The following is a 17,573-nucleotide window of genomic DNA, read 5'->3' on the forward strand; positions in this document are numbered from 1 at the left end:
TTCACGCCGCCGGCTTTTTTTGGAGCACGGGTTTTGCCGTTTGCCCCGGATTCAGGAAGCCACCTGCCCTCAACACAACCTGTTCGGTCCCATCCAGCCCGGACGTAATGGACAAACCAGCCGCAGATATATCTCCAATGACAACATCACGGCGCACGACTTTATTGTCTTTGTCGATAATGTAGACGTAGCTGCCATCGGTATCATTCTGAAGGGCTGATTCAGGCAATACCACAGCTTGTGACGTGCCGCTTGTGATACGGGAACTTGCAAATCCACCTGGTCGAAGCGCAGGATCATAGCCAAGAGCAATTTTGGCGATCCCCTGCCGCGTGTCCATATCAATCATGGGAGAGAGTTGCCAGATTTGCCCCTGAAGAGCCTTGGTTGTGCCAACCGGAGTCACTTCTGTGCTGACGCCCACCGATAAATTGGCAAGGTCACTCTCACTTAACTGCGCTTGCAGTTCCATTTCGCCATTTTGTGCCAAGCGAAATAATATTCCGCTGCCCGGGCTGACGGTTTGGCCAACCTCAATATCGCGCTCCAGTACCAATCCCCCTTTGGGCGCAACGATATCCAGAAAATTGTTGCGGGCGCGAGCCTCAGCCAGTTGCGCCTGTGCAACCTTGAGTTGTGCCGCACTTGAATCGCGTGTGGCGGTTAACCGGTCAATATCGGCCTTTGAGATAAACCCCCGCTCTACCAGTTGTGCCGCGCGGTCAAGATTCGCTTGTGCGAGATCCCTATCCGCTCTGGCCGATGCAACTGATGCTTCAAGACGCGCTACTTGCTGCGTTTGTACCGAGCGATCTATTCTCGCCATGACCTGTCCGGCTTTAACCCAGTCACCCGCATCAACATAAACTTGTGTCACACGGCCACCCTCACCGACTACACCGACCGGAATTTCCCGTCGCGCAGCCACTGTACCAGTAGCATTGATTGTGCGAACCACCTCCCGTTTGCCGGGTACAATAACGGTGATAGTTGGAGCCTGGCTTGCGCCGTCTTGAGCAGTAGCCCCTTCACCGCCGCCTGCAAAAATCTTATATGCTACAAACGCAAGAATGACCACGGCTGCTATAGCCGCGATAATGATCAGCCGCCGCCTATTTTTTTGCGTCGGAATATCGCCGTCATCCATCGTCGAGACATCGAGGTCTTCGCCGGAAATCTTCGATTCATAGTTCATATTCAATACTCAATCAGCCCGGCTTTTTGCTTTGCTTTTGCGTTACTGTTACGAGGCGCCATATTCTTGCGCCGCAATATACAAAAAATGTCATCAGGAATAGGCAGAAACCTGCAACTCCAATTTTTGGTGTATTATATCAATATATCAGCTACGACAAGCCTGAACATCACAGGGGTACCCCTCTGGATGAATATTTGTTGGTGCTGCGCTTTTTGTGCATCACCCTCAAACCGGATGTCTATAGATTGAACTGACATACCCGTAGATTAAGGTACTGATATCAAAATAAAAAGGCCAACCCGAACGGGCCAGCCTTTTAGTTATCCTTGCGAATTAACTGTTATTAGATCAGCGGGCGCGGCCACGCTGTATCAGGTTCAGGATCAGCAGCAGAACAACTGCGCCCACAAATGCCGTGATCAAGCCGGGTATCGAAAACTGTTGGATACTTCCGCCAAATCCCAGATATTGTCCGATAAAATTGCCAATGAACGACCCGATAATACCAACAATAATGTTCATGAAAATACCCATGGATGCATCACGCCCCATGACCAAGCTCGCTAACCACCCGGCAACGCCACCTACGATTAATGCTATAATGATACCCATGCTCATCTCCTCTTTAGATCGGAACAGTTTTTCTGTTTTCGTTCAACACAGTATGATGCAAAAGGTTGCAAAAAGCCAGAAAAAATAAGGTTCTAAGAAATCCGTCCCGGGATTCTACCTCTGAACCTTGTCCTTTTCACCGTATCTTGAAGCTTGCTAGACAGGCCTAGTATTTTTGCTGGCGTTCATAAAGATCGCGATAATGCTGGATGCGCGTCACCCGCAGCCCGGGCATGCCGGAGCGGTCCACAGCGCGCTGCCAGGACGCAAATTCTTCCAGCGACAGGCTATAACGATCGCAAACCTCATCAACCGTCAACAGACCGCCATTCACCGCCGCTACAACTTCCGCCTTGCGCCGGACCACCCAGCGGGTCGTTCCTGCTGCAGGCAAATCGGCAATGGTCAAAGGCTCACCTAGTGGTCCAATGACTTGCGCTGGTCTAATTTTCTGGTTCTCGATCATACTACCCTCAAAATACGCCTTGCGGCACTTCGTTCTACTTCCGATTATCATCCCGCTTTATGACAAGGAGCTTTTCAAACTACTAAATCACCAAGGTAAATAACACGTTCATAATTACTCCTCAGCCGCATCTCCTGATCGTTTTTCGCGCAGCAAGTCTGGTCTGAAATGTGCGCACTGACTCTTTACAAACGGACCTTGCCGGGAAGGGCCATCTGCAAATAGCCGGATCCGATCTTCCATACACCCCCGACTATCACGGACTGCAGGTGCAGCCATCGTGCTGTGCCGCTTGATATAGGCACGGGCCGAGGGGGAAAGAGACTGACGCGCGATAGCATGCTCAATCAGCACATCATGTGCGCTGCTTGCTGGTGCATCCGTTTCGGCACTGGTCTGGGTCAGGCTCTTATGAGGGAAGTTCATTTCCATGACCGGATGTTTAGCAAGCAAGATATAAACATCAGTAAAGGCGGTGTTCACACGCTCTTAGGGTTAGTTAATAAAAACTTTCTTCCAATCTGCCTATTCGTACCAATATGGGGCGAATGCGGGCCTGATGCAGTTTTTTGTAGCAAATTTCCGCAATACTGGCGCTTTGCACGGTTCATCGCTAAGGGACTTCATAATTATGGCAGATCGAATCAATCCTGATTTTCAGCTCGGCGACGATATGACGGGCAAGCGCATCGTGGTGGCGATGTCCGGCGGCGTCGATTCGAGCGTTGTTGCGGCACTCGCTGCGCGAACCGGTGCGGAAACAATCGGCATTACCTTGCAACTTTATGACCATGGTGAGGCAGTAGGCCGCACGGGCAGTTGCTGTGCCGGTCAGGATATCCGCGATGCCCGCGCGGTGGCCGAGAAACTGGGCATTGCCCATTATGTGTTCGACCATGCCAGCCGGTTCCAGGAATCGGTCATGGATATTTTTGCCGATGAATATATGGCCGGCCGCACACCGATTCCCTGCGTCCAGTGCAATATGGGCGTGAAGTTCACCGACCTGCTAAACCTGTCGCGGGAACTTGGCGCGGATTGCCTTGCCACTGGCCACTATGTCCGCCGTGTAATGGGCGACAACGGATCAGAGCTGCACCGCGCAATTGATCCGGCCCGTGACCAGAGCTATTTTCTGTTCGCAACAACGCAGGACCAGCTTGACTATTTGCGCTTCCCGCTGGGCGGTATGCCCAAAAGCCAGGTCCGCGCGATTGCCGAGGAAATGGGGCTTGCCGTTGCTTTCAAACCGGACAGTCAGGATATCTGTTTTGTCCCTGACGGCGATTATGCCAAAGTCGTCCGCAAATTGCGGCCCGATGCCGATGATGATGGCGAGATCGTCCATATCGACGGCACTGTCATGGGCAGGCACAAGGGCCTGATCCATTATACAGTGGGCCAGCGCAAAGGCCTTGAAATCGGCGGACAGGCAGAGCCTTTATATGTCATCCGTCTGGAACCGGACAGCAAGCAGGTCATAGTCGGCCCGAAACAGGCGCTGGCTGTGGCCTCTGCCAGTTTGCGCGACATCAACTGGATCGGCGGGGATTATGAAGGACCGATGCAGGTCAAAGTCCGCTCCATGGCCAAGCCGACGAAGGCGCGGCTGGACGGGGACAAGCTTGTCTTTGATAATCCGGAATATGGTGTGTCCCCCGGACAGGCGGCGGTATTTTATCACGAGGACCGGGTGCTTGGCGGCGGCTGGATCGACAAAACCGAAGCGGTGACGCAGGAATGGCTCGCCAAAGCAGTAGCTTGAACGGACAGTAAGCGGTTACGCGCCGTCTGCTTGTCCCAGGATCACACAGCCCCAACCTCCCCGATATTCGGCAGTGGCAGAGGCCAGCAACGGAACAGAAGCGGTTACGCGCCGTTTTTCATCGTCCAGCGACAGGCCGACTAGTTCCATACCGGGTTCAAAATCCTTTTCGCAATCGTTCAAATCGCGGCCACCGATATAGTGACAGGAACAGGCAATGCGCGCGCCATAAGCTGTGCCGATGCCAAGCTGCCCTTTGATAAAGCTGTAATTATAGGCGACTACCGCGGCCAGTATCAGCGCGAAAAGACCGAATATACACAAAGCCATCCGGACTTTGCCGGTGGGTCTTTTGCGAGGGGTTTCAGGATTGCTATTTACGGTTGCCATGGCGGTATCTATTGGTTCAACGCATGCCCAGATACAAGGTAAACATGCACAAGATTAAAATCGCCGCTTTGTCCGCGCTTGCCCTTTTGGGGTCGGGTTGCGCCGCCACGGATGAACCCGCCGCGCCGCCGCCGAAAACCGCAGAGGAGCTGGCCTATATTTCAGATGCCAGTCCTATCGAAAAGGCCCGGCTTGACGCCGCGATCTCGCCGCTTTTCGATGACCCTGCCATGGCGGAAACCCGCGCGCTGCTTGTCATGCATCGCGGAGAGATTATCGCCGAACGCTATGGCGAGGGCTATGACGAGAATACACGGTTCATAAGCTGGTCGATGGCGAAATCCTATACCGGCGCACTGATAGGCTTTCTGGTCGCGGACGGGCGTTTGGTGCTGGATGATCCCGCCCCGGTTCCCGACTGGCAGCGCCCCGGCGATCCGCGAGGGCATATTACACTGCGTCACTTGCTGCACATGTCATCCGGCCTTGACCATACCGAAGTGGCCGAAGAAGACGGCGCGGCCGTGTTCGAGGCCGACACCAACCAGATGCTGTTCCTCAGCGGGGCAAGCGATGTCGCCGGATATGCCGAAGCGCGCCCGATGGAAGCAGAACCCGGCGCGAAATATGAATATAGCACCGCGACCAGCATGATATTGTCCGACATTATCACGCGGACATTGACGAACAGCAGCGATCCGCAAATCCGCCGCGACACCGCCATGCGCTTCATTCGTGGCCGCTTGCTGGAGCCTTTGGGGATGAAAGACACGATTTTTGAATTTGATCCCAACGGAACATTTCTGGGCGGCAGTATCATTCATGCGACAGCGCGGGATTATGCGACTTTCGGTGAATTTCTGCGTCACAATGGTGCCCATAGGGGCGCGCAGCATCTTCCGGTCAACTGGGTCAGGTTCATGCGGACATCATCGCCCAATGATCCGGCCTATGGCGGGCATATCTGGCTGAACAAAGAGCGTCCGGAAGGCCGCGATCCAGTGCTGTTTCCCGATAGTGCGCCAGAAACGGTTTTCGCCGCGCTTGGCCATCTGGGTCAGATGATCGTAGTATCACCGGAGCAGAAACTGACCGTGGTCCGGTTGGGCAAGACTCAGGATGATGTGAAGCAACCGGTGAATGACCAGATTGGCCGGATCGTATCGCTGTTCCCTGTGAACAATTAGCGGGCCGCACAGGGCTAACTTCACTAACTTCACACCAAGGAGCGTTTATTTTCCGCTAATCCTTGTCATGGATTTGACATTTTCGGCCACACGAAAAGCATGGGTTTTGGACGGATGAGAAAGAGCCGTTCCGGCTTTATCATAACGGCCTATCTGTAGGACAGCTTTTTGGTGGCATCCTTATTCCGGCGGCCCAAATTACAACCGGAACCGCCCCTCGACCACCGTCACGCATTTCCCGCCGAGCCATGCCCGCGGGTCGCTGGCGTCATCGTCAAGGCGGCAGTTCACATAGCCGCCGCGCGCACTCGCCTGATAGGCGGTGAAGCTGTCCCGGCCCAGTTGCTTTGCCCAATAGGGCGTCAGCACCGCATGGGCCGATCCGGTGACGCTATCTTCATCGACGCCGCCGCCGGGCACAAAAACACGGCTCAGCGCGTCGGTATCCTTGCCCGGTGCAGTGCAGATAAACTGTTCTTCGCCCAATGCAGCCAATGCCTTGAAATCCGGTTTGAGCGCCAGAACCTCCTCCGCAGTGTTATAGCGGATGACATTATACCGCCCTTCATGAAACTGGGTTTCGGCAGGGGCGCCGCCAATCAATGCCACAATTTCCGGCCGCTCTTTGGGGGACGGCGGATAGGCTGGCAGGCCCAGCGCATATCCGTCCCCGTCACGGATCACGGTCAATATACCGGCTTTGCGGGTGCGAAAGGTCACCCGGTCCCTATCCGGATTTTGCGACAGGACGACATGCCCGCTCGCCAATGTCGCGTGCCCGCACAGGGCAACCTCTATTGTCGGGGTGAACCAGCGCAATTCATAATCTGCTTCCCCCGACTCGTCGGGCAGGTAGAACGCAGTTTCCGCGAAATTATTTTCCTCGCCAATCGCCTGAAGCACATCGTCGTCAAGCCAGCTTTCCAGCGGCATCACCGCCGCCTGATTCCCCGTAAAAGGTCGATCCGCAAACGCATCGACATGATAATAGGGTAAGGTCATTTGCTGGTTTTTGGTTTTGTCTGGCATCTTTGCTCCTTTCCGGCTGTCGGTTGGTCAGCTTATTACATATTTATTTAGTTACGTTTTTCCCGCCTGCGCAGGAATGACAAGTGTTTGTGGGTGTGATCGATTGTGCCAGAACGGTTATCAAGGATAGAGCATCCCTTCGCACCACCCCTCACCGTCACGAACAAAAATGCGCCGTTCGTGCAGACGGTGGGCGCGGTCTTGCCAGAATTCAAAACGCTTCGGGGTCAGAAGATAGCCGGACCAATGGGGCGGACGCGGCACGTCCTGACCATCAAAGCGCGCCTGCATGTCTGCGAAGCGATTCTCAAACGTAGCGCGGCTGTCCAGCGGACGTGACTGGTCCGATGCCCAGGCGCCAAGCTGTGAATCCCGGCTGCGCGTGGCGAAATAGGCATCCGCGACATCATCCGAAACGGTGGACAGGCTGCCCTCTATCCGGATTTGCCGGCGCAGGCTTTTCCAGTGGAACAGGATCGCCGCTTTGGGATTTGCTGCAATATCAGCGGCCTTGCGGCTTTCCTGATTGGTGTAGAATATGAAACCGTCCGGCCCGTGCCCCTTTAACAATACCATCCGGGCAGAAGGCTGTCCGCTGGCATCTGCAGTCGCAATGGTCATCGCATTGCTGTCATTAAGCTCGCTCTCACGCGCCTCGGCGAACCAGTTGTCGAACAGAGTGAAGGGATTTGTTGTCATGGATACGCCTGTCTCATGCTGTGGGAAAGTGGAAGATATTCGCGCCTAGCTTTCTATTCCGCTTCGCCCGTCTTGTCATATTTCATTTCCAGATAACGGCCACGGATGGACAGGTTGTCGATATCGCCCTTGGCAATTTGCCGGGTCACATCGGAAATCTCTTTCTCGATCAATGACAGGCCGCTGACAAGCTGCTCATCGGGAGACTTGCCGCTATCACTGGCCTTCCCTCGCATAGAGGCGGGAATGGCGCGGTATCCGGAAATCAGCTCCGGCAAATGCTCGCCCATCAATTTCCGGACTTCATAAGCCGCAGGCTCCGTTTCATCGAGCTTTTGCAGTTGCGGCGACAGCATATCCAGCTGCACCCCGATGGAATTGACGATCTTTACCGCCGGTGCGGGGAGCGCGGGGCGCTGAGATTCCAGCCAGATTTCAGTCTTTCCGGCCAGTGTTTTAAGATCCGACTGCACCAGTGTTTGCGGTGTCGGTATTTTCATCTGCGGATATTTCATCGCCGCCCAGATACCGCCAGCGATCAGGCCCGCCGAAATCATCACGCCCCAAAAGCCGATGCCGTTCAAAATGCCGCCAACCACGGCTGCGCCAACCAGAACCGCACCTGTGACCAGAGCGGCACGGCCCAGTTTCTTCATAAAATGGCCGCGCTTCAGGCTTTCCGAACGCTGCCCGATCGAACGGTTATAGCGTGCGTCCTGCAGCGCCCGGTTGGCGCCCAACATGATCTGGTCGGAAGTTTCGGTCATTAACTCTCTATTCTTCAAGCGCACTCAACAGATTTGGGCCCGGCCCTTCCAGCGCGGCCTTATCCTGCCCCTCGGCCCGTGCGATATAGCCTTTGGATTTCTCGATCTCGCCGGACAGGGAATTGACCGTGGCTTTCATATTTTCCAGCGCCTTCAGCTTGAACGTGTCGATATTGTCCATCGTGTCATAAACATTCTGGAACGCGCGTTGCAGCGTCTCTAACGGGATGGTCGCGGATGCGGCCTGTTCGTGGATCTGTGCAGTCTGGTTTTTCAGCATCTCGCCCGTGCTGTCGATAATCCCCGCCGTGGTGGTGTTAAGCGCCGTAATTTGGTCCAGCACCAGTTTCTGGTTGGTCAGCGCCTGCGCCACCGTCACGCCGGTACGCAGCGCATTGACGGTGGTCGTGCTGGCGCGGTCCACGCCCTTGACCAGCTCGACATTGTTCTTTTTCACCAGATCAAGCGCCAGATAGCCCTGCACCGTCACCGCCATCTGGGTCAGCAAATCCTGTGTCCGCTGACGCACATAGAAAAGCGCGCTTTCGCGGATGGCCTTTGCCTTGCCGGGGTCGGTGGCGTCGAGTTCTTCCGCTTTTTCTTCCAGCCGCTGGTCCATGACCTTTGATACATGGATCATCTGTTCCAGACGGCCCATCGCGGCCCACAGGTTTTTGCGCTCCACATCAATGGCCGCATTGTCCATCAGCAATTCGTCTTTGCCGCCTTGCAAGCGGGTCAATATGGACGAAATATGTCCCTGCGCGCTTTTATAACTGTCAAAATAATGGCGCAGCTTTGACCCGAAAGGGATGATCCCGAACAGCTTGCGCGGGGCAAGCAAATTGCCGCGTTTACCGGGGTCAAGATCCTCGACCGTGCGGCGCAGTTCGGACAGGTCCGCACCGATGCCCGACTCCTGATCCATCGAGCGGACGGGGCGGTCCAGAAAGCGGTTGGACTGGCCAGCCGCTTCGGCAATTTCCTTGCGGCCCATATTGGTAATCTGGTCCACTCTTTTGCCGAATTCGGGGCTGTTTTCATCCTGCGCGACCAGATCGTCGATAAAATGATCGACCCGCTCATCCAGCTTTGACTTGATCTCGTCACCGACCGGAACAAGCCCTGCCGCTTTTGACGGCGAAACAGCATTAACCGGTTCGGGCGGTGTCAGGTGCAGTTCTTCGGTTGCGGTAATCGTCTCGGCAGTCTTCTCAGTCTTTTCCGTCGCCATTGGTTCGGTCTCCGTCTTGCTGCTTTCATATCACTATCACGGGTGCAGCACTATATGGTTACAACTGAATATAATTACAGCACTTTTCAAGCGTTTCCAAACCGTATTATATAAATAATACAGTCATTGCAAGGAGCGCCTAAGCCTTAGCCTGTTCCGTCAACGCCTTTTCTACGCTGGGCGCCATTTTCTCGACGATCACGTCAATGCCCTTTGCATTGGGGTGTATGCCGTCGGGCAATATCAAATCCGTCCGCCCCACGACACCATTCATGAAAAACGGATAGAGCGTGACATCATATTCCAGCGCCAGCGCGGGATAGATGATGTTAAACTCCTCCACAAATTCTTTCCCCATATTGGGCGGGGCCAGCATGCCTGTCAGTATGACCGGAATATCGCGCTCGGTCAGCTTCTTGACCATCGCTTCCAGATTTGACCGGGTTTCCGCCGGCTTCAACCCGCGCAGCAGGTCATTGCCGCCAAGGCCGAGCATGACCAGATCGGGCTTTCTGGGCAAGCTATCGAGCACAAAATCCATCCGCCGCAGGCCCGCAGCAGTGGTATCGCCGGACACGCCGGCATTGTGGACCATGACATCATGTCCGGCATCAATCAGCGCTTTTTGCAGTTCCGGCACAAACCCTTCGTCAGGGGCCAGTCCATATCCGGCATAGAGGCTGTCCCCATAGGCGAGGATCAGCGTGTCTGCCTCTATTACAAGCTCCTCGGTGTCATCAGCCTCGCTGACCGTCTCTTGCAGTTCGCCGTTCACAGCGCCGGTTTCTTCGCTTGCAGGGCTGCAGGCAATCAGAAGTTGCAGAATTGCCAAGCCAAACCCATATGTAATCAACCTGCTCAACATCGGATAAACCTTCCCGCTATGTTACAACAAACCGCCGCAACCAGCGACGACACCATTCCCAAATCACATATTGCTATAGATGCACAAAATGTCACCCTGTCTTTGGGGGAAGGCGACGCGCGTGTCGATATTTTAGGGGGTATCAACCTGTCGATCGATGCCGGTTCGACCGTGGCGCTGCTGGGCCCGTCGGGTTCGGGGAAATCTTCACTGATGGCGATTTTATCGGGGCTGGAACGTGCCAGCGGCGGAACGGTCAATATCGCCGGAGCCGATTTTGGGACGATGAACGAGGATGAGCTTGCGATTGCACGGCGCGGACGGGTTGGCATTGTGCTCCAGGCCTTTCACCTGCTGCCGACGATGACGGCGCTGGAAAATGTCGCTGTGCCGCTGGAACTGGCCGGTCAGGCGGACCCGTTTGACATCGCGGCAAAGGAACTGGAGGCCGTTGGCCTTGGCGACCGGCTTCATCATTACCCCACGCAGCTATCGGGCGGCGAGCAACAGCGCGTTGCCATTGCCCGCGCCATGGCGCCGCGTCCCTCGATCATCTTTGCCGATGAACCGACCGGCAATCTGGACGGGGTTACGGGTGAAAAAATCATCGAATTGCTGTTCGAGCGCCAGAAAGCCAGCAAGGCCACCTTGCTCATCATCACCCATGATCCGGATCTGGCCAAACGCTGTGACCGGATTATCGAGCTGCGCGACGGAATGATCGACAAAGACAGCAAGGCATGAGCGGCCAGAGCATGAGGGCTGTCACAGCATGACGGATATCGCCAAAGCATGGACCATCGCGCGGCGCGACCTGCGTGGCCGGTTTGCCGGATTGCGGCTGCTGATCATCTGCCTGTTTCTGGGCGTCGCCACGCTGGCGGCAATTGGCAGCCTGACCAGCGCGATTTCGGGCGAGCTTGCCAATCAGGGGCAAAGCATTTTGGGCGGCGATCTGGAAATATCCGTATCCCAGCGCGAGGCAAGACCGGATGAACTCAAAGCCCTGAAAGCCGAAGGCGAGCTGTCCGAAACCCTGCGCTTGCAGGCAATGGCGCGATTACCGGATAGCAGCGACACCCAGTTGGTCGAACTGAAAGGCGTCGATGCGCCCTATCCGCTTTATGGCGATTTCACCTTGCAGGACGGCAAGCTTGCGCCCCCACTCGGCCCCGATCAAATCTATGTCACCCCTGCCCTGCAACAGCGTCTTTCGCTGAGCATAGGCGACATAATCTCATTCGGTGAAGCGAGTTTTACCGTGACCGGCATTATCGGTGACGAGCCGGACCGCCTGAGCGAAGGGCTGTCGCTGGGGCCGGTGGCGATTACATCCCTGGAAGGGCTGCGCTCCACCGGCCTGATCCAGCCGGGCAGCCTGTTTCAAAGCAAATACCGCCTGAAACTGCCCGCCACCACCGATCCGGGCGAATTAAGGGACAGGCTGGAACAGCAATATAAAAACGCGGCATGGGAAATTAAAACACGCGACAATGGCGCGCCAAGCACACAGCGCTTTATCGAGCGTATGGGGCAATTCCTGACCCTTGTCGGGCTGGCGTCGCTGGTCATCGCGGGGATCGGCGTCGGCAACGGTGTCGCATCTTATCTGCGCGGGAAACAGAGCGCGATTGCGACGCTGAAAATATTGGGCGCGGACAGCGCAATGATCTTTCGCATCTATATGTTCCAGATCTTGGCCGTCGCCATGATCGCCATAGCGGCGGGACTGGTCATTGGCGCGCTGGCTCCGCTCTTAATAGTCGCCGTGGCGGGGGATGCGCTGCCGATACAGCCGGAATTCGCGCTTTACCCGCTGCCACTAGTTGTCAGCGCCGCTTACGGGCTGCTGATCGCGGTAATTTTTGCCCTGCCGCCGCTATCGCGTGCAAAGCTCATTCCCGCTGCGGGACTGTTCCGTGGGGAAATCCGGTCATGGCGGCAAGTGGACAGGTCGACATGGATTGCGGTCACACTGGCCATCCTCGCCATTGTCGCGCTCGCCGTTGGCACCGGGCGGGAGCCTGTTTTCTCGCTCGCCTTCATTGGCGCGGCACTGGGCATATTGTTGCTGCTCAGCCTGCTTGGTATCCTGATTCGCTGGACCGCCAGCAAGGCCCCTCGCCCCAAACAGCCGCTGTTGCGGCTTGCCCTCACCAACCTCCACCGGCCGGGCGCGCAAACCGGCCAACTGGTTGTCGCACTTGGCCTTGGCCTGACCCTGTTCGCCACGCTGGCCGCCATCCAGACCAGCCTGACCAATGAAATCCGGCTCAGCGTCCCAAGGGAAGCCCCCAATTTCTTTGTCCTCGATATACCCGTAGAGCGCGCCGATGCGTTCAAGGCACAGGTCACTGCCGCCGCTCCGGAAGCGAAAATCAACATCGTCCCCACGCTGCGCGGTATCATCACCGAATATGGCGGACAGGTGGTGTCCGAACTGGACGAACTACCCGAAGGCGCATGGGTGCTGCGCGGCGACCGCGGCCTGACCTACAGCGCCGTTCTGCCCGAAGGTAGCGAGATTGCAGCCGGTAAATGGTGGCCCGAAAATTATGACGGACCGCCGCTGGTATCAGTTGATGAAGAACAGGCGGCCGCGCTTGGCCTGAACGTGGGGGATAGCCTGACCGTCAGCTTGCTTGGCGTGGAGATCAGGACCACCGTTGCCTCGCTTCGCAAGATTAACTGGCGCAATTTCGGGTTTAACTATGTGCTGGTTTTTCCGCCCAATGTGCTGGCCAGCACACCGCATAATGTCGCGGCCACCATCCAGTTGGACGAAGCGAAAGAAGACAGCTTGCTGGGATCGTTACCAAGTGAATTTCCGTCCATTTCGATGGTGAAGGTCAAAGAGATCGCCTCGCAGATCGGCACCATACTGGACCAGATGGCAACGGCCATTGCTTCGGCGGCATCCATTGCCATTTTTTCCGGCATCGCGGTCTTGATCGGTGCGATTGCGGCATCGCGCCAGTCGCGCATTTATGACAGCGTGATCCTGAAACTGCTGGGGGCCACGCGGGCGCAGATATTATCGGCGCAGGCAATTGAATATGCGGCGCTCGCGCTGATCCTGTCTGCTGTCGCCTTGGGCCTTGGCCTGTTCGCTGGCTGGTTTGTCATCACCCGGATTTTCGAATTTACGTGGCAGCCGGACTGGATGACCGTCATGGTCACGCTGGCCATCGGAGCGGTGATGACGCTGGGCATCGGGTTGTTGGGCTCTATCCCGGTTCTGTCAGCCAAACCGGCACGGGCACTGCGCGAGTTGTGATTATTTCTTTGCCAGTTGCAGGGCCACCGGCGCTGAAACAATCAACTGGCTGAGATGATAGAGCAGCAAAGGTAACAGGACCATCCCCGCACGGTCCGGGGGAAAGATGATAGCGGCCAGCGGCGCGCCAATGGCGATGCTTTTCTGTGCCCCGGAAAATAATAATGTCTTGCGGTCCGCGCGCACCAGATTGAGCCATCCGCCCAATGTCCACGCGCCGCCAAAGCCCAAAGCCAGTATGATGCCGAGACCTGCCGCCATCAATGCCAGTTGCCCCGCATCCACCTGATACCAGGTCCCGGCCAGAACCGCGCCGGAAAAGGCAATATAGACAACAATCGCCACGACAATCTTGTCCAGCCAGCCAACCGGACTTTTATGCTCGATAATCCAGGGCCGAACCCAACGCTGGATCAACTGGCCAATCACGAACGGCAGCAGCAGGATCGAAAATATCCGTACAAAGCCCCCGGTCGTAATCATACCGCCCGCCGCACTGGCGAGCAGCGCGAACATCACCGGCGCAATCACCACGCCGCTCAGGTTGGTAAAGGCCGAGGAAACAATCGAAGCCGCGACATTCCCGCCCGCAATCGCGCAATAGGAAGTGGCCGATTGTATCGTGGAGGGCAAAACACCAAGAAACAGAAAGCCCAGCGCCAGATCAGGCGGCAGAAAATTGTCCAGCAGCCGTGATGCCGTAAACCCGGCAACCAGCATCACGCCAAAGACAAAGCCGAAAATCGCGCCTTGCAGTCGTATATTGCGAAAACCCGCCACAACCTCTGCCCGTTCCAGACGGATGCCATGGAGAAGAAAGACCAGAAATATACCAGTCGATGATATAATGCTGCCGATGCTGCCAAGCCGCGCACTCAAAGGCGCCAGCAGCGCGAGCGTCACCGCGCCCAGCAAGAGCCAGATGAATCGGTCGGAGGCAATTTGTCGCAAGACAGGATAAAAGGATGACATTCCGGTGCAGTAGAGGATTTACAGGAAATTGCCAGAGCCCGCGATCGTCGGGATCGCGCCGGCAAGCCTCAAGAGTCGCTTTAACCGGCATTATAGACTATACTATCCAAGATTTGCGCCACAAAGCGGGACGACAATAAACTCGATTTCTAATGTTGCGGCGCAACAAAAAACAGGTTAAGGGCGCACCCTCTCAAAAGGTGCGGCATGATTGCCCCCTTTCCTCTATATATATGGCAGAATCTTATATGTCTCTTCGCAACATCGCCATTATCGCGCACGTTGATCACGGTAAAACCACCCTTGTGGATCAGCTTTTCCGCCAGTCCGGCACGTTCCGCGACAATGAACGTGTCGCAGAGCGCGCGATGGACAGCAACGATCTGGAAAAAGAACGCGGCATTACGATTCTGGCAAAATGCACCAGTGTCGATTGGAAGGGCACACGGATCAACATTGTCGATACACCGGGCCACGCCGATTTCGGCGGCGAGGTGGAGCGTATATTGTCGATGGTGGACGGTGTGATCCTGCTTGTGGACAGTGCCGAAGGTGCGATGCCACAGACGAAGTTTGTGACCGGCAAGGCGCTTGCGCTGGGTCTGAAACCGATTGTCGTCGTCAACAAGATCGACCGCCCCGATGGCCGCGCCGAAGAAGTGCTGGACGAAGTATTTGACCTGTTTGTCAATCTTGATGCCAATGACGAACAGCTTGACTTCCCGGTCCTGTTTGCCAGCGGCCGTAATGGCTATGCCGGCACGACACCGGACGTGCGCGAAGGCGACCTGTCCCCGCTGTTCGACAAGATTGTCGAGCATGTGCCAGAGCCGGATGTTGATCCCGAAGCCCAGTTCAAATTCCTCGTCACCTTGCTTGACCGCGACAATTTTGTCGGGCGCATATTGACCGGCAAAGTCGAAAGCGGAAAAATCAACCTCAACGCACCGATCCACGCGCTCGACATGGACGGCAAGATCGTCGAAACCGGCCGCGCGACAAAGATCATGGCTTTCCGCGGGCTGGAGCGGGTTCCGGTAGAAAGCGCATCAGCAGGCGATATTATTTCACTGGCCGGACTTACCGACGCCACCGTTGCCAACACGATTTGTGATCCATCAGTAACAGAACCCATCGCAGCACAGCCGATTGATCCGCCAACCCTGTCGATGAACTTTGCCGTGAACGACAGCCCGATGGCCGGACGTGAAGGCGACAAGGTGACCAGCCGCGTGATACGCGACCGCTTGCTCCGCGAAGCCGAATCCAACGTCGCTATCAAGGTTACCGAAAGCGCCGACAAGGACAGCTTTGAAGTGGCAGGACGCGGCGAATTGCAGCTTGGCGTCCTGATCGAAACGATGCGCCGCGAAGGGTTCGAGCTTTCCATATCCCGCCCGCGCGTTCTGTACCGTGAAGAAGATGGCAAGCGTCTGGAACCTTATGAAACCGTCGTTATCGATGTGGATGACGAACATAGCAGCACGGTTGTATCGAAAATGCAGCGCCGCAAGGCAGAACTCACGGAGCAGCGACCATCCGGCGGCGGCAAGACCCGCCTGACATTTTCCGCCCCGTCACGCGGCCTGATCGGCTATCATGGTGAATTCCTGTCCGACACGCGCGGAACCGGCCTGATGAACCGTCTGTTTGAAAAATATGACAGCTATAAAGGCGTCATCGAAGGCCGCCCGGTCGGCGTGCTTGTGTCCAACGGAACCGGAACAACGGCAGCCTATGCGCTCAACGCGCTGGAAGATCGCGGCATCCTGTTTGTCGGTGCCCAGACCCCGGTTTACGAAGGCATGATAATCGGCGAAAATGCCAAGCCGGGCGACCTTGATGTCAACCCGATGAAGGCGAAACAGCTCACCAACTTCCGTGTGTCAGGCAAAGAAGATGCCATCCGCCTGACTCCGCCAAAAGTGATGACGCTGGAACAGGCCATTGCCTATATCGACAATGACGAGCTGGTCGAAGTGACGCCAAAGAATATCCGTCTGCGTAAACGCTATCTTGATCCCAACGAACGTAAGAAAGCGTCTCGCCGGGCTGATGCAGCGTAAGCGGAAATTCCTGCTCTAAAAGACAGGCATTGATGTACTGACCGGTTTTGGCCGGATAGTGCGCCATTTATTTTATCGTTGCTTTTCAATATGTGTAGCTTAGGCTCTTACGCTCCTATAACAAGGAGGGGAAGATCAATGGAATGGATGGTAATGCCGCTGAAACGCTATGCGGATTTTAGCGGGCGCTCGCGGCGCAAGGAATACTGGATGTTTGTGCTACTCCAGTTAATCATTGTCGTTGGAATAAGCATAATCGGTGTTCTTTTTGGCGGATTTTCACCTGAGATGTCCGGTGGAATGCCAGTTGGCGGCGGATTGATGCTCGGATTGTTCAGTCTTTATTTTCTGGCCATCATCATCCCGTCCATAGCTGTGCAGGTTCGTCGTTTTCACGATCAGGATAAATCCGGCTGGTTCGTCCTGCTCAATTTCATACCTTATATCGGCGGATTGATCGTGCTTGTCTTCATGTGTCTTGATGGCACACGTGGCAAGAACCGCTTTGGCGAAGACCCCAAGGCGAGCGAGACTGTCGGTGAAGTTTTTAACTGAATAATCGCTTTACAAAGCGCACGAATTTCAGTCTGTCCTATACGGCAAAGCCCCGCTATATTCTGGTCGAGGCTTTGTCCTTTGCTGCTTTTTGAACTCGCTTACGATACATATCCGTGCGAATGAAGAAATGAGCCAAACAACATACCGACAGAACAGGAATCACTCTCCATGAATGAAGAAAAATCGTCTGAAACCGAAAATCAGGCAGATACCGGCCCGGCTACACCCCCCGATCGTCTTGCCATCCATCCGCGCAGCAAGTTTTACGGCGGCGAAATGCTGGGCCGCGGCATCGGCATCAATTTCCGCGGAGAGCGCAAGCATAATATCGAGGAATATTGCGTGTCCGAAGGCTGGGTCAAAGTGCAGGCAGGTAAAACACTTGATCGCAAAGGCAATCCCCTGTTGATCAAGCTGAACGGCGATGTCGAGGCCTGGTTTGAAGATCTGGGCGACGATGCGCCCAAGATTAAAAAAGACGCTTAAAA

Annotated in this window: 18 protein-coding genes; 7 read left to right on the top strand and 11 right to left on the bottom strand. The window is 55.6% G+C overall.

Going from position 1 to position 17,573, the window contains the following annotated elements; genetic code table 11:
• Position 1 precedes the first annotated feature (1 nt).
• The 4 genes from VIN76_RS12275 to VIN76_RS12290 all read right to left on the bottom strand — a co-directional run bounded on the left by VIN76_RS12275 (position 2) and on the right by VIN76_RS12290 (position 2,702).
• Positions 2 to 1,195 carry an efflux RND transporter periplasmic adaptor subunit gene (locus VIN76_RS12275; protein WP_332042141.1) on the bottom strand — a complete coding sequence of 398 codons (1,194 nt, stop codon included), beginning with the start codon at positions 1,193 to 1,195 and terminating at the stop codon, positions 2 to 4.
• 351 nt (positions 1,196 to 1,546) lie between these two features.
• Positions 1,547 to 1,810: a GlsB/YeaQ/YmgE family stress response membrane protein gene (locus VIN76_RS12280; protein WP_332042142.1), complete on the bottom strand. Its 264-nt coding sequence runs from the start codon at positions 1,808 to 1,810 to the stop codon at positions 1,547 to 1,549.
• Between the two features lie 166 nt (positions 1,811 to 1,976).
• Complete coding sequence (locus VIN76_RS12285; RefSeq protein WP_332042143.1) at positions 1,977 to 2,276, bottom strand: DUF1153 domain-containing protein; 300 nt, start codon at positions 2,274 to 2,276, stop codon at positions 1,977 to 1,979.
• A gap of 114 nt (positions 2,277 to 2,390) precedes the next feature.
• Positions 2,391 to 2,702: a hypothetical protein gene (locus tag VIN76_RS12290; RefSeq protein ID WP_332042144.1), complete on the bottom strand. Its 312-nt coding sequence runs from the start codon at positions 2,700 to 2,702 to the stop codon at positions 2,391 to 2,393.
• Between the two features lie 205 nt (positions 2,703 to 2,907).
• Between VIN76_RS12290 and mnmA the strand changes: the two genes are divergently transcribed.
• Positions 2,908 to 4,041: a tRNA 2-thiouridine(34) synthase MnmA gene (gene mnmA, locus VIN76_RS12295; protein WP_332042145.1), complete on the top strand. Its 1,134-nt coding sequence runs from the start codon at positions 2,908 to 2,910 to the stop codon at positions 4,039 to 4,041.
• A 15-nt stretch (positions 4,042 to 4,056) separates the two neighbouring features.
• Here mnmA and VIN76_RS12300 read toward each other — a convergent pair whose 3' ends face one another.
• Positions 4,057 to 4,431: a hypothetical protein gene (locus VIN76_RS12300; RefSeq protein WP_332042146.1), complete on the bottom strand. Its 375-nt coding sequence runs from the start codon at positions 4,429 to 4,431 to the stop codon at positions 4,057 to 4,059.
• A 44-nt stretch (positions 4,432 to 4,475) separates the two neighbouring features.
• Here VIN76_RS12300 and VIN76_RS12305 point away from each other — a divergent pair, with 44 nt between their 5' ends.
• Positions 4,476 to 5,618, top strand: a complete 1,143-nt coding sequence (locus tag VIN76_RS12305; RefSeq protein WP_332042147.1) for a serine hydrolase — start codon at positions 4,476 to 4,478, stop codon at positions 5,616 to 5,618.
• A gap of 198 nt (positions 5,619 to 5,816) precedes the next feature.
• Here the strand turns inward: VIN76_RS12305 and VIN76_RS12310 are convergent, their stop codons facing one another.
• The 5 genes from VIN76_RS12310 to VIN76_RS12330 all read right to left on the bottom strand — a co-directional run bounded on the left by VIN76_RS12310 (position 5,817) and on the right by VIN76_RS12330 (position 10,179).
• Positions 5,817 to 6,620 carry a PhzF family phenazine biosynthesis protein gene (locus tag VIN76_RS12310; RefSeq protein WP_332042320.1) on the bottom strand — a complete coding sequence of 268 codons (804 nt, stop codon included), beginning with the start codon at positions 6,618 to 6,620 and terminating at the stop codon, positions 5,817 to 5,819.
• A 147-nt stretch (positions 6,621 to 6,767) separates the two neighbouring features.
• On the bottom strand, positions 6,768 to 7,346 hold the full coding sequence (gene pdxH / locus VIN76_RS12315) for a pyridoxamine 5'-phosphate oxidase (protein ID WP_332042148.1): 579 nt from the start codon (positions 7,344 to 7,346) through the stop codon (positions 6,768 to 6,770).
• Between the two features lie 53 nt (positions 7,347 to 7,399).
• Positions 7,400 to 8,113 carry a hypothetical protein gene (locus tag VIN76_RS12320; protein ID WP_332042149.1) on the bottom strand — a complete coding sequence of 238 codons (714 nt, stop codon included), beginning with the start codon at positions 8,111 to 8,113 and terminating at the stop codon, positions 7,400 to 7,402.
• A 7-nt stretch (positions 8,114 to 8,120) separates the two neighbouring features.
• Positions 8,121 to 9,347, bottom strand: a complete 1,227-nt coding sequence (locus VIN76_RS12325; protein ID WP_332042150.1) for a toxic anion resistance protein — start codon at positions 9,345 to 9,347, stop codon at positions 8,121 to 8,123.
• Positions 9,348 to 9,486: 139 nt separating this feature from the next.
• Positions 9,487 to 10,179 (bottom strand): arylesterase, encoded by a 693-nt coding sequence (locus VIN76_RS12330; protein WP_332042151.1) that lies wholly within the window; start codon positions 10,177 to 10,179, stop codon positions 9,487 to 9,489.
• 51 nt (positions 10,180 to 10,230) lie between these two features.
• Here VIN76_RS12330 and VIN76_RS12335 point away from each other — a divergent pair, with 51 nt between their 5' ends.
• Together VIN76_RS12335 and VIN76_RS12340 are read left to right on the top strand one after the other, a co-directional pair.
• Positions 10,231 to 10,956: an ABC transporter ATP-binding protein gene (locus VIN76_RS12335; protein ID WP_332042152.1), complete on the top strand. Its 726-nt coding sequence runs from the start codon at positions 10,231 to 10,233 to the stop codon at positions 10,954 to 10,956.
• A gap of 28 nt (positions 10,957 to 10,984) precedes the next feature.
• Positions 10,985 to 13,489, top strand: a complete 2,505-nt coding sequence (locus tag VIN76_RS12340) for an ABC transporter permease (protein WP_332042153.1) — start codon at positions 10,985 to 10,987, stop codon at positions 13,487 to 13,489.
• On the opposite strand, the gene VIN76_RS12345 is transcribed toward VIN76_RS12340, so the two are convergent.
• Positions 13,490 to 14,461 carry a bile acid:sodium symporter family protein gene (locus tag VIN76_RS12345; RefSeq protein ID WP_332042154.1) on the bottom strand — a complete coding sequence of 324 codons (972 nt, stop codon included), beginning with the start codon at positions 14,459 to 14,461 and terminating at the stop codon, positions 13,490 to 13,492.
• A 248-nt stretch (positions 14,462 to 14,709) separates the two neighbouring features.
• Here VIN76_RS12345 and typA point away from each other — a divergent pair, with 248 nt between their 5' ends.
• The 3 genes from typA (at position 14,710) to VIN76_RS12360 (ending at position 17,571) form a co-directional block, all read left to right on the top strand.
• Positions 14,710 to 16,527 (top strand): translational GTPase TypA, encoded by a 1,818-nt coding sequence (gene typA / locus VIN76_RS12350; protein WP_332042155.1) that lies wholly within the window; start codon positions 14,710 to 14,712, stop codon positions 16,525 to 16,527.
• Between the two features lie 138 nt (positions 16,528 to 16,665).
• Entirely contained in the window at positions 16,666 to 17,082 is a 417-nt protein-coding gene (locus VIN76_RS12355) for a DUF805 domain-containing protein (protein ID WP_332042156.1), read from the top strand.
• 171 nt (positions 17,083 to 17,253) lie between these two features.
• Positions 17,254 to 17,571 carry a DUF3297 family protein gene (locus VIN76_RS12360; protein WP_332042157.1) on the top strand — a complete coding sequence of 106 codons (318 nt, stop codon included), beginning with the start codon at positions 17,254 to 17,256 and terminating at the stop codon, positions 17,569 to 17,571.
• The last annotated feature ends 2 nt before the right edge of the window (positions 17,572 to 17,573 follow it).

Origin of the sequence: Parasphingorhabdus sp. (assembly GCF_036568145.1) — a bacterium.
Classification (GTDB): domain Bacteria; phylum Pseudomonadota; class Alphaproteobacteria; order Sphingomonadales; family Sphingomonadaceae; genus Parasphingorhabdus.

Coding starts and splice junctions, on each gene's coding strand:
- VIN76_RS12300 (WP_332042146.1), bottom strand. CDS start 4,431: ATGGCAACCGTAAATAGCAATCCTGAAACCCCTCGCAAAAGACCCACC.
- VIN76_RS12310 (WP_332042320.1), bottom strand. CDS start 6,620: ATGACCTTACCCTATTATCATGTCGATGCGTTTGCGGATCGACCTTTT.
- VIN76_RS12280 (WP_332042142.1), bottom strand. CDS start 1,810: ATGGGTATCATTATAGCATTAATCGTAGGTGGCGTTGCCGGGTGGTTA.
- typA (WP_332042155.1), top strand. CDS start 14,710: ATGTCTCTTCGCAACATCGCCATTATCGCGCACGTTGATCACGGTAAA.
- pdxH (WP_332042148.1), bottom strand. CDS start 7,346: ATGACAACAAATCCCTTCACTCTGTTCGACAACTGGTTCGCCGAGGCG.
- VIN76_RS12360 (WP_332042157.1), top strand. CDS start 17,254: ATGAATGAAGAAAAATCGTCTGAAACCGAAAATCAGGCAGATACCGGC.
- VIN76_RS12305 (WP_332042147.1), top strand. CDS start 4,476: ATGCACAAGATTAAAATCGCCGCTTTGTCCGCGCTTGCCCTTTTGGGG.
- VIN76_RS12275 (WP_332042141.1), bottom strand. CDS start 1,195: ATGAACTATGAATCGAAGATTTCCGGCGAAGACCTCGATGTCTCGACG.
- VIN76_RS12325 (WP_332042150.1), bottom strand. CDS start 9,347: ATGGCGACGGAAAAGACTGAGAAGACTGCCGAGACGATTACCGCAACC.
- VIN76_RS12345 (WP_332042154.1), bottom strand. CDS start 14,461: ATGTCATCCTTTTATCCTGTCTTGCGACAAATTGCCTCCGACCGATTC.
- VIN76_RS12290 (WP_332042144.1), bottom strand. CDS start 2,702: ATGAACTTCCCTCATAAGAGCCTGACCCAGACCAGTGCCGAAACGGAT.
- VIN76_RS12340 (WP_332042153.1), top strand. CDS start 10,985: ATGACGGATATCGCCAAAGCATGGACCATCGCGCGGCGCGACCTGCGT.
- VIN76_RS12355 (WP_332042156.1), top strand. CDS start 16,666: ATGGAATGGATGGTAATGCCGCTGAAACGCTATGCGGATTTTAGCGGG.
- VIN76_RS12320 (WP_332042149.1), bottom strand. CDS start 8,113: ATGACCGAAACTTCCGACCAGATCATGTTGGGCGCCAACCGGGCGCTG.
- VIN76_RS12335 (WP_332042152.1), top strand. CDS start 10,231: ATGTTACAACAAACCGCCGCAACCAGCGACGACACCATTCCCAAATCA.
- VIN76_RS12285 (WP_332042143.1), bottom strand. CDS start 2,276: ATGATCGAGAACCAGAAAATTAGACCAGCGCAAGTCATTGGACCACTA.
- mnmA (WP_332042145.1), top strand. CDS start 2,908: ATGGCAGATCGAATCAATCCTGATTTTCAGCTCGGCGACGATATGACG.